At 69.2% G+C, this 13,191-nt stretch carries 11 protein-coding genes and 1 tRNA gene; 7 read left to right on the forward strand and 5 right to left on the reverse strand.

Annotated features, from left to right (window positions below):
* From MVA01S_RS24290 to MVA01S_RS24300, 3 genes are all read right to left on the reverse strand, one after another.
* A partial coding sequence (locus MVA01S_RS24290) for an SDR family NAD(P)-dependent oxidoreductase (protein ID WP_159426343.1) occupies positions 1-162 on the reverse strand: 162 nt, incomplete at its 3' end.
* Positions 159-851, reverse strand: coding sequence for an SDR family NAD(P)-dependent oxidoreductase (locus tag MVA01S_RS24295; protein WP_040541390.1), 693 nt, complete (start codon positions 849-851; stop codon positions 159-161). The genes MVA01S_RS24290 and MVA01S_RS24295, both read right to left, overlap by 4 nt.
* Positions 844-2,295 (reverse strand): APC family permease, encoded by a 1,452-nt coding sequence (locus MVA01S_RS24300; protein ID WP_003930904.1) that lies wholly within the window; start codon positions 2,293-2,295, stop codon positions 844-846. Before MVA01S_RS24300 ends, MVA01S_RS24295 begins: the two co-directional genes overlap by 8 nt.
* A gap of 142 nt (positions 2,296-2,437) precedes the next feature.
* On the opposite strand from MVA01S_RS24300, the gene MVA01S_RS24305 reads away from it, so the two are divergent.
* Complete coding sequence (locus tag MVA01S_RS24305) at positions 2,438-3,835, forward strand: PucR family transcriptional regulator (protein WP_003930903.1); 1,398 nt, start codon at positions 2,438-2,440, stop codon at positions 3,833-3,835.
* Between the two features lie 3 nt (positions 3,836-3,838).
* Here the strand turns inward: MVA01S_RS24305 and MVA01S_RS24310 are convergent, their stop codons facing one another.
* Positions 3,839-5,164, reverse strand: coding sequence for an HNH endonuclease signature motif containing protein (locus MVA01S_RS24310; RefSeq protein ID WP_040541389.1), 1,326 nt, complete (start codon positions 5,162-5,164; stop codon positions 3,839-3,841).
* Between the two features lie 222 nt (positions 5,165-5,386).
* Positions 5,387-5,469: transfer RNA gene (locus MVA01S_RS24315), tRNA-Leu, on the reverse strand.
* A 245-nt stretch (positions 5,470-5,714) separates the two neighbouring features.
* Between MVA01S_RS24315 and MVA01S_RS24320 the strand changes: the two genes are divergently transcribed.
* From MVA01S_RS24320 to MVA01S_RS24345, 6 genes are all read left to right on the forward strand, one after another.
* Positions 5,715-7,145, forward strand: a complete 1,431-nt coding sequence (locus MVA01S_RS24320) for an FHA domain-containing protein (RefSeq protein WP_003930901.1) — start codon at positions 5,715-5,717, stop codon at positions 7,143-7,145.
* 189 nt (positions 7,146-7,334) lie between these two features.
* A complete protein-coding gene (locus MVA01S_RS24325; RefSeq protein WP_003930900.1) occupies positions 7,335-7,802 on the forward strand; it encodes an FHA domain-containing protein FhaB/FipA in 468 nt (155 codons plus the stop codon).
* Positions 7,799-9,334, forward strand: a complete 1,536-nt coding sequence (locus MVA01S_RS24330) for a PP2C family protein-serine/threonine phosphatase (RefSeq protein ID WP_003930899.1) — start codon at positions 7,799-7,801, stop codon at positions 9,332-9,334. The genes MVA01S_RS24325 and MVA01S_RS24330 overlap by 4 nt, the downstream gene beginning before the upstream one ends.
* The gene (locus tag MVA01S_RS24335; RefSeq protein ID WP_003930898.1) at positions 9,331-10,743 is read left to right on the forward strand and encodes a peptidoglycan glycosyltransferase RodA; all 1,413 of its coding nucleotides are present in this window, start codon (positions 9,331-9,333) and stop codon (positions 10,741-10,743) included. Before MVA01S_RS24330 ends, MVA01S_RS24335 begins: the two co-directional genes overlap by 4 nt.
* Positions 10,740-12,215, forward strand: a complete 1,476-nt coding sequence (pbpA, locus tag MVA01S_RS24340; protein ID WP_003930897.1) for a D,D-transpeptidase PbpA — start codon at positions 10,740-10,742, stop codon at positions 12,213-12,215. The genes MVA01S_RS24335 and pbpA overlap by 4 nt, the downstream gene beginning before the upstream one ends.
* Before the next feature lie 66 nt (positions 12,216-12,281).
* Positions 12,282-13,191: serine/threonine-protein kinase (locus MVA01S_RS24345; protein ID WP_060941723.1), on the forward strand; the 910-nt coding region annotated here is incomplete at its 3' end.

The raw sequence follows: 13,191 nt of genomic DNA on the forward strand, positions 1-13,191 counted from the left end.
CCCGCCGATCTCGTCGGCCAGCGCGGTCAGCGCGTCACTGTCGCGCAGGTCGTTGACCGCGACTGTGGCGCCTGCGGCGGCCAGTCGCCGGGCGTGTGCGGCGCCCATGCCCTGGGCGGCGCCGGTGACCAGTGCGACCCGGCCGCGCAGATCCGTGCTCATATCACCGCTCCCGAGTTCACGTTGACGACGTCTCCGGTGCTGAAGGTGGCGTCGCAGATCAGGAATTCGACGCAGCGGGCCACCTCGGCCGGGGTGGTGAGCCGGCGCAGCGGCAGCGTCTGCAGGTATTCGCTTGCGCGCCAGGGTGAGTCGGGGGCCAGCAGCGGGGTGTCGGTGGGTCCGGGGGCGACCGCATTTACCCGAACCCCGCTGCTGGCAGTCTCGACGGCCAGGCTGCGAACCAGGCCGATGATCGCTCCCTTGGCCGCGGCGTAGTGCGCGTCCTCGTCGCCGCCGCCGACGGCGAGTTCACTGGCCACGGCGACCAGCGATCCGCCGGTGGCGACCAGATCCGGCAGAGTCGCGCGCGCGACGTTGGCCAGCCCGCCCACATGCACGCGCAGCATCCGCTGCCACGCGTCGGTGCTGATCTCGGACACCGGTGTCATCTCGTAGTAGCCCGCCGAGGTCACCACCGCACTGATCGGACCCAGCTTCTCCCTGAGCTGGTTCACCGCCTCGCGAACCGCGGCGGCGTCGGAAACATCTGCAGCGACGCTGTTCTCGGCCGCACCGGGGTGCAGGTCCAGACAGCCCACGGTGTAGCCGCGGGCGGTGAGCGCCTCGACCACCGCGGCGCCGATCCCGCTGGCGCCGCCGGTGACCAGGGCCACCGGTCGATCAGTCATCGGCCAGCGCCGGCTCGTCCAGGTCCTGGGGTGCGCTGATCCGGGACTTCACGCTGCTGTACAGCACCGCACCGAGCACGCCGAGCACGGCGATGCCGATCCAGACCGACCAGTCCAGGTAGCGCTGTTCGAACGCCACCCGCGGCCAGGCGATGTTGAGGAACTGCAGCGCGGCCCACGTCACGGCCACCACCGCCACCGGCAGCGTCCAGCCGCGCAGCGAGAACGCGCCGGGCTTCCACGCCTTGCGCAGCAGCACCACCAGGAAGCCGATGAGCGGGAACAGGAACGCGAGATAGAAGCCGCCCGCGGTGAAGTTCACCATCAGCGAGTAGATGTCGCCGGCGACGATGCTGAGCAGGAACAGACCGGCGCCGATCGCGGTCGTCACCAGGATCGCGACCACCGGGATGCGTGCCTTGCCGCGCAGTTGCACCAGCGTGCCTGCGGCGGGCAGCGCACCGTCGCGGGCGTAGGCCCAGATGACGCGCGACGCCGAGGTCTGCAGAGCCAGGAAGCTGGCCAGGAAGCCGATGACGAACATGACCTGCACGGGCTTGGCGATGCCTGCACCCAGCGCGGTGGTCAGCGTCTCGTACACCGGGTCACCGACCGCGCCCTCGGCCACCGCGCCGAGATCGGGGATGGCCAGGATGATCGCCAGGCTGGAGTAGGCGACGACCAGCGCGATGAATCCCAGCGAGAACAGCACGGCCTTGGGCAGGTCCCGGCGCGGGTTGTGCACCTCTTCGGCGATCGAGCCTGCGCTTTCGAAGCCGACGAACGACCAGCCGATGAACGCGACCGCGAGCAGGAACGGGCCGCTGAGGTAGGCCCACGCGTCGAACTCGGCGCCGCCGCCCTCGAAGAGCACCGACAGCGAGTTGTGGCGGTGGAACAGCAGCAGCCACGTGCCGAGCACCACCGAGCCGATGACCTCGGCGATGATGCTGCCGATCATGAAGATCTTGAGCGCCTGCCGTCCGACCAGGTTCACGGCGGTGCCGGCCAGCAGGATCAGCAGCGCGATCCAGGCCAGGGTGCCGCCCGAGGGCTCCTCGATTCCGACGATGTTGGCGGTGAAGCCGGCCGCGCCGAGCGCGACGGTGGCCATCGCGATCACCAGGGTCCACATGTAGACCCAGCCGGCGAACCAGCCGTAGGTGCTGCCGAGCAGACGGCGCGACCACTGGTAGATCGAGCCCTCCAGCGGCCAGCGCGACACCAGGGTGGCGAACACCAGCGCGACGAGGAACTGGCCGACGAAGACCAGGCCGAAGCCCCACCAGAAGCTCGGGCCCGCGGCGGACAGCGCCAGCCCGAAGATCCCGTAGAGGGCGACGATCGGCGAGATGAAGGCGAACGCGAACGCGAACGCCGATCCCAGGGAGAACTCGCGGCGTAGCTGTGGCTGCTGCTCAGCCGGGCTGACCAATGACGACATGGCTGGAACTATCACGCCTGACGTGCACCGACGCCAGCCGTCGCGGCGAACACGCAGAGATCGCACCGTCGCGGTACCCCGGGATTGAACGATCGCACAACGGCGTGACGCCGGCGTGTGACGGCCGCGTTACGCTCCCCGCATGTCGGAGGTGCGCGTGGAGTCGGCCGCTCCGACCCTGCGCGACCTGCTGGAGACGGCCGGACCAGGGCTGTCGGTGCCCGAGGGCGGACCGCAGGATCTGGACCGGGCGATCAGTTGGGTGCACACCACGGAGATGCGCGACCCGTCGCGCTACCTGCTCGGTGGTGAGCTGGTGTGCACCGTGGGGATCAGCCTGCAGACCGGGAACGACTGCGCGGTATTCGTCGACGCGCTCACGCGAGCCGGTGCCGCCGGGGTGTGTTTCGGGGTGGGTGACGGCCACGATGCGGTGCCGTCGGCGCTGATGGCGCTGTGCCGGACGCAGGGTCTGCCGGTGCTGGTGGCGCCGCCCAGCGTCCCGTTCAGTCAGATCAGCCGGTTCGTAGCCGACTTCCGGCTGGGCTCGGAGATCGCCGTCGCCCGCGCCACCAACGCGTTGGCCCCCGAACTGCTGGCGTCGCTCCGCCGGCACGACTCGCCGCGACAGCTGCTCGACAGCGCCGGGCAGGTGCTGGGGTGCTACTTCCTGCTGGAGCCCCTCGCTGGCGCCTGTGGCGCGTCCAGCGCCCCCAGCCTCTCTGGCGGCGCGGACGACGACGCGGTGACGGTTCCGGTGCCGGGTCTGGGCACGTTGGTCTGGGTGGGCCGGGGTGACCGGCCGGAGCCGGCGTTGCTGGACCTGATCGCGCGGTTCGTGCGCGCCGCTCAGGGCGAGCGCGACATCGAAGCCGCGCTGGCCCGGGAACGGGTGGGTCAGCTGCTGTCGCTGGTGGAGCGGCGAATGCTGCTGCCGGACGCGCTGGGCCAGCTGCTGCAGTGGCCTGGGTTCGGAGGTGAGATCGCGTGCTCGGCGTGGCCGGCCGGTGCCGGGGCACTGCTGTCGATGGCGTTCCCCGACGCGCTGATCGGCGACGCCCCGGATCTGTGTCTGATGCTGACCGTCGGCGCGCTGGAGGCGACGGAGGATCTCGCGTTGCCGTCCGGGCATTCGGCGCCGGTGCCGCTCACCGACATCGGGTCAGCGATCGCGCAGGCCCGCATCGCGCTGACCCTGGCCGAGCAGCGCGGGGGCCGGGTCGGGCCCGATCAGCTCAGCACGCTGGAAAGCCTGCTGGAGCAACTGCCGCTGGGGCAGCTGGCACCGTTCAAGCAACTGCTGATCGACCCACTGGCCGAAATGGACAACCAGCGCGGCACCCAGCACGTGCGCACACTGCGAGCGTTCCTGTCCTGCAACGGCTCCCTGAGCGACACCGCCAAGGAGCTGTTCCTGCACACCAACACCGTGCGGCACCGGCTCTCCCGCATCCAGGAGATCACCGGACGAGACCCGCTGCAGCACAACGATTTGACGGCATTCGTCATCGGACTGTGGGCGGCCGAGCGCGGGGAGTGAGCGCTAGTTCCGCATCGGTGATGGTGGTTCGTACGGGTGGTACCACTTCCACTGGGCGCGTTCTCCGGACGACCCCGGGTAGGGCGCGACGTTCGGTCGGGGTGTGGTCGGCGGGCGCGCCAAGGATCCGGGCTTGAGTTCCCGCCCGGCGTGGTCCGTGACGAGGAGCTTCTGGGCGGGTCCGGTGATGGTGATGATGCCGCGGTGATGGGCCCGGTGGTGATAGGGGCAGACCAGCACGAGGTTGTCGAGTTCGGTCCCGCCGCCGTCTTCCCAGTGCACGATGTGATGCGCATGCAGGCCCTGGGTGGCGCCGCAGCCCGGGACCACGCAGGTGAGGTCGCGATGCTCCAGGGCGCGGCGCAGACGCCGGTTGACGGTGCGGGTGGAACGTCCGGCACCGATAGGTCGGCCGTGGCGTTCGAACCACACCTCACACGTGGCATCGCAGCTCAGGTAGCGGCGTTCCTCGTCGGTCAGCGCCGGCCCCAGATGCAGTGCCGAGAAACGGTTTTGGACGTCGACGTGAACGACGACGGTGGTGTGCTGGCCGTGCGGGCGGCGAGACGCCTCGGCATCCCAACCGGCCTCGACCAGCGCCATGAAGGCGTCCCCTCGGCTGGGCAGCGGCGGCCGCTCCACCCCGCAGCCCTTCCCGGTGTCTCTGTGGTCGCCGGTATCGGGGTAACTGTCGGTGTCGTGGTCGCGTTTCCACGAAGCGATCAGCCCGTCCTTGTGCGACTGCAGGGCGGCTTTGAATTTCGCGGACTGGTCATGGGTCAGTTTGATGCGCCAGTAGGTGTAGTCGGCATCGCTGGTGCTGGTGATCTCCGGCCTTGGTGCCGGCGGTGGCGGGGCAGGCTCGTCGTCGTCGGCGACCGGGTCGATGACCGGTTCGGGTTCAGGTCGGGGTTCCTGTTTGAGCGCGGTGCGCAGCTGGGTGACCGACGCATTCTTGGCGAACTGGGCGTAGTGCTCGTCAGAACCCTCGCCGGCGCGCTCGGCGATCACCCCGACCTGATCGAGGGAGAGTCGGCCGTCGCGAAGGGCGGTGACGCAGCGCGGGAACTCGTCGAGCCGGTCGGCGATTGTGGTGATGGTTTCCGCGTTGTGCGGCGAGCATCCTGTTTTCCAGGCGATCAAGGACGTCACCGACGACGCCCCGGTGATCCCGAGGAGTCCGTCGCGGTTGATCTTCGCGGCGATCTCCACGATCCGTGCGTCGATCGCATTGCGGTGTCCGGCCAACTCCGACAGTTCCTCGAAGAGCACCGCTAGTCGATCCGACTGGGTGAGCACAGCGGGCGCATCAGCTGCGGTCGAGGACATAGGACCATTCAAGCAGCAGGGTCTGACAAGTGGCGTGCGCGAAAATGATTCCCGCCCACCGACTTCCCTGCTTTTCGCGAAAGCGCACTGACGGTCGTGGATCACGCTCGTCAGCGACCCTGAGCGCACCCTCGCGAGGGTCCGGCCCGCAGCGCAAGCCGCCGAGCCCCGGAAACGACAAAGGTCACGAACTCCGAAGAGTCCGTGACCTTGGTCTCGCTGTGGGCGAAGGGGGACTTGAACCCCCACGTCCCGAAGGACACTGGCACCTGAAGCCAGCGCGTCTGCCATTCCGCCACTCGCCCGAATGACCGAGGGAGCCTATCACGCAGGCATCCCGGCTTCACCACCGTACTGGCGCACCCCCCAGAACTCCAAAACGGCCGGTCACAGCACCTTGACCTGCACCGATGTAATTCTCACAATTCCGATGGTCACGCATTGCCCCAGTTGGCCGATACCATGCAAGCAGGCATCGCCACCAGCCGACACGCTGGTGGCGTCACCGCGGGGGTGATCCCGCGCACCAGGCAAGGAGGCGATCGGGGAGATGGGGTTGGTCGGCCGCTTCGAGCGCAAGCTCGAGGACAAGGTCGGCGACGCTTTTGCCCGGGTGTTCGGCGGATCAATCGTCCCGCAGGAAGTGGAGTCGCTGTTGCGCCGGGAGGCAGACGCCGGCGCGCGCGAACTGCATGGTGGGCGCATTTTGGCCCCGAACGACTACGTCATTACCCTCAGTGTGCCTGACTATCGAAAGGTGAGTGCCGACCCGGACATCACCGCGACCACGTTCGCCAAGCACTTGGAGGGATACATCCATGAGCAGGGTTGGCAAACGTATGGTGATCTGGTCGTCAGATTCGAGCAGTCAACCAACCTGCACACCGGACAGTTTCGCGCGCGTGCCGCGGTCAATCCAGACGCGACCACAGTCGAACCCGCTCCACCCCCACGAGACGTCACGTCCCAGGCAGAACCAGGAGTACCACCGATGACCGACAACCCGACTTACCGCGGCGGCCAAGGACCCGGTCGGCCCGCAGACGACTACTACAACCGCGGTGAGAACCGCCCCGAGGACGAGCGCTACAACCGCGGCGACGAGCCGCGCGGCGGCTATCCACAGGGCGACCAGGGCGGCTACCCGGCCCAGGACCAGGGCGGCTACCCGCCCCGCGGCGGTTACCCCGAGCAGGGCGGCTATCCGGAGCAGGGCGGCTACCCGGATCAAGGTGGCTACCCCGAGCAGGGCGGCTACCCCCCGCAGTCCTACGAGCAGCGCCCGCCGGCCGGTTACGGCCCGCCTCAGGGCGGCTACCCGGCCCAGGACCAGGGCTACCGCCAGGCGCCTCCCGGATACGGCCCGCCTCAGGGCGGCCAGCCCGGCTACGGCCCGCCGTCGGGCGACTATGACTACAGCCGTCGCCCCGACGAGGGCGGTTACCCGCCCCCGGCCCGGCCCTCCTATCCCGACCAGGGCGGCTATCCCGACCAGGGCGGCTACGGCGGTCAGGTCGGTCAGCAGTCCTACGGCCGTCAGGACTACGCACAGCCCGATTACGGCCGCTACGGCGAGGCGCCGGCCGGCTACGGTGAGCCCGGATACAACGAGCCCGCCGGGTACGGCGAGCAGGGCTACGGCCAGGCCGCCGGGTACGGCGGGTACGGCGCTCAGGGCGACTACGCGGTCGCCGGTGCCACCGTCACGCTGCAGCTCGACGACGGCAGCGGCCGCACCTACCAGCTGCGCGAAGGCGCCAACGTCATCGGCCGCGGCCAGGACGCCCAGTTCCGGCTGCCCGACACGGGCGTGTCGCGTCGGCACCTGGAAATCCGCTGGGACGGTCAGGTCGCGCTATTGTCAGACCTCAACTCCACCAACGGCACCACGGTGAACAACGCTCCGGTCCAGGAGTGGCAGCTGGCCGACGGCGACGTCATCCGGCTCGGTCACTCCGAGATCATCGTCCGCGTCCACTGAGGTCAGGCCGCACGGGGGTCGCAGTCGCGCGGTGCTCACGCCGACCGTTGCCCGCGTTTGGTGGCGGTGCCGACGAGACGCCGACGAGCGCTTGCGCGAGGAGTGTTAGAAGGACGAGCGCTTGCGCGAGGAGTGTTAGAAGGACGAGCGCTTGCGCGGGGAGTATCACCGGGACGGAGAGGACGTCAGATGCAGGGCCTGGTACTGCAGCTGACCCGTGTCGGCTTCCTGCTGCTGTTGTGGCTGTTCATCTGGTCGGTGCTGCGCATCCTGCGCACCGACATCTACGCGCCGACCGGTGCGGTGATGGTGCGCCGCGGACTGGCACTGCGCGGTTCGCTGCTGCCGAAGGGCAACCGCAGGCACGTGGCGCGGCAGTTGGTCGTCACCGAAGGCGCGCTGGCCGGCACCCGCATCCCCCTGGGCACCCAACCGGTGCTGATCGGCCGCGCGGATGACTCCACGCTCGTGCTGACCGACGATTACGCCTCGACGCGCCATGCCCGACTCTCGCCACGCGGGCCGGAATGGTATGTAGAGGACCTAGGATCGACCAACGGTACATACCTCGACAGGGCGAAGGTGACGACAGCTGTACGAGTTCCGATGGGCACGCCTGTGCGAATCGGCAAGACGGTGATAGAGCTGCGCCCGTGACACTCGTCCTTCGATACGCGGCCCGCAGCGACCGGGGGTTGGTGCGCGCCAACAACGAAGACTCTGTCTACGCCGGCGCCCGGCTGCTCGCTCTGGCCGACGGCATGGGCGGCCACGCCGCCGGTGAGGTGGCCTCGCAGCTGGTGATCGCCGCGCTGGCCCATCTCGACGACGACGAGCCCGGCGGCGACCTGCTCAGCAAGCTCGACGCGGCGGTGCGCGAAGGCAATGCCGCGATCGCCGCGCACGTGGAGGCCGACCCCGAGCTCGAGGGCATGGGCACCACGCTGACGGCAATCCTGTTCGCGGGCAACCGGCTTGGCCTGGTGCATATCGGCGACTCCCGCGGCTACCTGATGCGCGACGGCGAACTCACCCAGATCACCAAGGACGACACGTTCGTCCAGACCCTGGTCGACGAGGGCCGGATCACCGCCGAGGAGGCCCACAGCCACCCGCAGCGCTCGCTGATCATGCGGGCCCTGACCGGCCACGAGGTGGAGCCGACGCTCATCATGCGTGAGGCCCGCGCCGGCGACCGCTACCTGCTGTGCTCGGACGGCCTGTCCGACCCGGTCAGCCACGACACCATCGCCGAAGCGCTGCAGCTCGAGGACGTCGCCGAAAGCGCGGACCGGCTCATCGAATTGGCCCTGCGCGGCGGCGGACCCGACAACGTCACCGTGGTGGTGGCCGACGTCGTGGACTACGACTACGGGCAGACCCAGCCCATCCTGGCCGGCGCGGTCTCCGGCGACGACGACCAGACCGCTCCCCCGAACACCGCCGCAGGCCGTGCGTCGGCGTTCAACCCGAAGCGCAACGCCGCCAAACGTGTTGTCCCGCAACCGGAAGAGCCACCACCGCGACCCCGGTCCAAGCGCCGCATGATCATTGCCGCCGCAGTGCTGGTCCTCGTGGTGCTGGCCGGCCTGGCCGTCGGACGCGAGATCGTCCGCAACAACTACTACGTCAGCGAGAACGCCGGCACCGTCTCGATCATGCGAGGCGTGGACGGCTCGTTCCTCGGAATCTCCCTGCAGGAGCCCTACCTTCTCGGCTGCCTCAACGATCGTAACGAGCTCTCCCTGATCAGCGCCGACCAATCCCGCGACAACCTCGACTGCCGTCCGCTCGGTGTCGACGACATGCGGCCGTCCGAGCGCGCTCAGGTGATCGCAGGCCTTCCGTCCGGATCCCTCGACGAGGCCATCCGCCAGATCGAGGAACTGTCCCGAAGCTCCGTCCTCCCGGTGTGTGCGCCCCCGGCCCCGCCGCCGACGAGCCGACCTCCCGCTCCCGCTCCACGGCCCTCCCCCTCGGCAGGGCCGTCGTCGACTTCTGCGGCGCCGCAGACGCCCTCGACCGCACCGCGCACCAGTGCAGCGCCCGAAACACCGCGCACCGTCGCAGGTTCGGCTCCCCTGCCCTCCCCCTCGGCCCCACCGCCGTCGCCGTCGCCACTGCCGACGGTCACCGCGCTTCCTCCCCCACCGCCTGAACCGGGAACGAACTGCCGGGAAGTCTCATGACGACCCAACCGCAGCCCGCCGTGGCGGTGACACCCCCGCTGCCCAACCGCCGGAACGCCGAACTGGCTCTCCTCGGTTTCGCCGCGCTGATCACCACGGTGGCGTTGCTGTTGGTCGAGGCCAACCAGGAACAAGGGCTGCGCTGGGATCTGGCTCAGTACACGGTCGCCTACCTGGCCCTGTTCACCGGCGCGCACCTGGCCGTGCGCCGCTTCGCGCCGTACGCCGACCCGCTGCTGCTGCCGGTGGTCGCCCTACTGAACGGGTTGGGGCTGGTGATGATTCACCGTCTCGACCTCGCCGAGGGTACCCCCGCCGCACAGGGCCTGGGCGGCACCGCCAACCAGCAGATGCTCTGGACGCTGGCCGGGGTGCTCGGCTTCTCGGCCGTGGTGATCTTCCTGCGCGACCACCGCATGCTGTCCCGGTACGGCTACGTCTGCGGTCTCAGCGGCCTGATCCTGCTGGCGATCCCGGCGGTGCTGCCCCGCGAGCTGTCGGAGCAGAACGGCGCCAAGATCTGGATCCGGTTCGAGGGCTTCTCGATTCAGCCCGCGGAGTTCTCCAAGATCCTGCTGCTGATCTTCTTCGCCGCCGTGCTGGTGTCCAAGCGCAGCCTGTTCACCAGCGCCGGAAAGCACGTGCTGGGAATGGATCTGCCGCGACCCCGGGACCTGGCCCCGCTGCTGGCCGCCTGGATCGCCTCGGTCGGGGTGATGATCTTCGAGAAGGATCTCGGCACGTCGCTGCTGCTGTACGCGTCGTTCCTGGTGATGGTCTACATCGCCACCGAGCGGTTCAGCTGGGTGGTGCTCGGGCTGTCGCTGTTCGCCGCCGGAAGTGTGGTCGCCTATTACGTTTTCGACCACGTCCGGGTCCGGGTGCAGACCTGGCGCGACCCGTTCGCCGACCCGGACGGCGCCGGCTACCAGATGGTGCAGTCGTTGTTCAGCTTCGCCACCGGCGGCATCTTCGGCACTGGCCTGGGTAACGGACAGCCGGGCACGGTTCCGGCCGCGTCGACCGACTTCATCATCGCCGCGATCGGCGAAGAGCTTGGGCTGGTTGGCCTTTCGGCAGTGCTGCTGCTCTACACGATCGTGATCATCCGCGGGCTGCGCACCGCGATCGCGGTGCGTGACAGCTTCGGCAAGCTGCTCGCGGCCGGCCTGTCCGCCACATTGGCGATCCAGCTGTTCATCGTCGTCGGCGGCGTCACCAAACTGATCCCGCTGACGGGGCTGACCACGCCGTGGATGTCCTACGGCGGCTCGTCGCTGGTGGCCAACTATCTGCTGCTGGGGATCCTGGTCTGCATCTCGCACGCCGCGCGTCGGCCCATCGGCACCAGGCCGCTACCGCCGGGCAACATCGCGGCAGCACGCACCGAGGTGATCCAGAAGGTATGAACACCTCACTGCGCCGCATCTCGGTCATGATCATGGGTCTGGTCGTGCTGCTGCTCGCCAACGCCACGCTGACCCAGGTGTTCACCGCCGACGGCCTGCGCTCGGATCCCCGCAACCAGCGGGTGCTGCTCGACGAGTATTCGCGGCAGCGCGGCCAGATCTCGGCGGGCGGACAGCTGCTCGCGTACTCGGTGTCGACCGAGGGCCGGTTCCGCTTCCTGCGCGTCTACCCCAACCCGATGACGTACGCGCCCGTCACCGGGTTCTACTCGCTGAGCTACTCGAGCTCCGGGCTGGAGCGCGCCGAGGACACCGTGCTCAACGGTTCCGACGAGCGGCTGTTCGGGCGGCGACTGGCCGACTTCTTCACCGGCCGTGACCCCCGCGGCGGCAACGTCTCGACCACCATCAACCCGCAGGTGCAGCAGGCCGCGTGGGACGCGATGGAGAAGGGCTGCGACGGCCCGTGCACGGGCTCGGTGGTGGCCCTGGAGCCGTCCACCGGGAAGATCCTGGCGCTGGTCTCGGCCCCGTCCTACGACCCGAACCTGCTGGCCTCCCACGATGTCGCCCAACAGTCCGAGGTGTGGCAGAAGCTGCGCGACGACCCGCAGTCACCGCTGCTCAACCGTGCGATCGCCGAGACCTACCCGCCCGGGTCGACGTTCAAGGTGGTGACCACCGCTGCTGCGCTGCAGGCCGGCGCGACGCCTGACACGCAGCTGACCGCGGCACCGCAGATCCCGCTGCCGGACAGCACCGCGACCCTGCAGAACTTCGGCGGCACGTCGTGCGGAGCAGGCCCGACCACGTCGCTGCAGAACGCGTTCGCGAACTCCTGTAACACCGCCTTCGTCCAGCTCGGCATCGAGACCGGTGCCGACCAGTTACGCGGCACCGCAGACGCTTTCGGGATCGGCGAGGCCCCGCCGGCCATCCCGTTGCAGGTTGCCGAATCGACGGTGGGCCCGATTGCCGACGACGCAGCGCTCGGCATGTCCAGCATCGGCCAGCGCGACGTCGCACTCACGCCGCTGCAGAACGCGATGATCGCGGCGACCGTCGCGAACAAGGGAGTGACGATGCGTCCTTACCTGGTGGACAGCCTCAAGGGACCGGACCTTGCGAACATCGCCACCACCGCCCCAACCGAAGAGCGGAGGGCGGTCACCGAACAGGTCGCAGATACACTTACGGACTTGATGGTCGCCGCCGAGCAGGTGACTCAGCAGAAGGGAGCCATCGCCGGCGTGCAGATCGCATCCAAGACCGGCACTGCGGAGCACGGCACGGATCCGCGCAACACGCCGCCGCATGCCTGGTACATCGCCTTCGCGCCTGCTCAGGCACCCAAAGTAGCGGTCGCGGTGCTTGTCGAGAACGGTGGCAACCGGCTGTCCGCCACCGGCGGCGCACTGGCGGCCCCGATCGGACGCGCGACGATCGCGGCGGCGCTTCGAGGTGCCTCGTGAGCCACCGAAGCCGAGCGCAGCGAGGCGAGCAATGAGCCACCGAAGCCGAGCGCAGCGAGGCGAGCAATGAGTCCAAGAGTGGGTGTCACGCTGTCCGGGCGCTACCGGTTGCAGCGGCTCATCGCCACCGGCGGCATGGGCCAGGTCTGGGAGGGCGTGGATTCACGCCTGGGCCGGCGCGTCGCGATCAAGGTCCTCAAGGCCGAGTACTCCACCGACCCGGAGTTCGTCGAGCGGTTCCGCGCCGAGGCGCGCACGGTGGCGATGCTGAACCATCCGGGCATCGCCGGGGTGTACGACTACGGCGAGACCGACATCGACGGCGAAGGCCGCACCGCCTACCTGGTCATGGAGCTGGTCAACGGTGAACCGCTGAACTCGGTCATCAAGCGCACCGGCCGGCTGTCGCTGCGCCACGCGCTGGACATGCTGGAGCAGACCGGGCGGGCGCTGCAGGTCGCCCACAGCGCGGGCCTGGTGCACCGCGACGTCAAGCCGGGCAACATCCTGATCACCCCGACCGGCCAGGTGAAGCTGACGGACTTCGGCATCGCCAAGGCCGTCGACGCGGCGCCGGTGACCCAGACCGGCATGGTGATGGGCACCGCGCAGTACATCGCGCCCGAACAGGCCCTCGGCCACGACGCCACCGCGGCCAGCGACGTGTACTCGCTGGGTGTGGTCGGCTACGAGGCGGTTTCGGGCAAGCGCCCGTTCACCGGGGACGGCGCGCTGACCGTCGCGATGAAACACATCAAGGAGACCCCGCCGCCGTTGCCGGCCGACCTGCCGCCCAACGTGCGTGAACTCATCGAGATCACGCTGGTGAAGAACCCGGGCATGCGCTACAAGTCCGGCGGTCCGTTCGCCGACGCCGTCGCTGCCGTCCGGGCGGGGCGCCGTCCGCCCAGGCCGAATGCGGCGCCCTCGATCGGGCGTGCGGCGCCTACCGCGGTACCGCCGGCCATCGCGGCCC

The organism is Mycolicibacterium vaccae NBRC 14118 = CIP 105934 (assembly GCF_001552715.1).
GTDB lineage: Bacteria > Actinomycetota > Actinomycetes > Mycobacteriales > Mycobacteriaceae > Mycobacterium > Mycobacterium vaccae.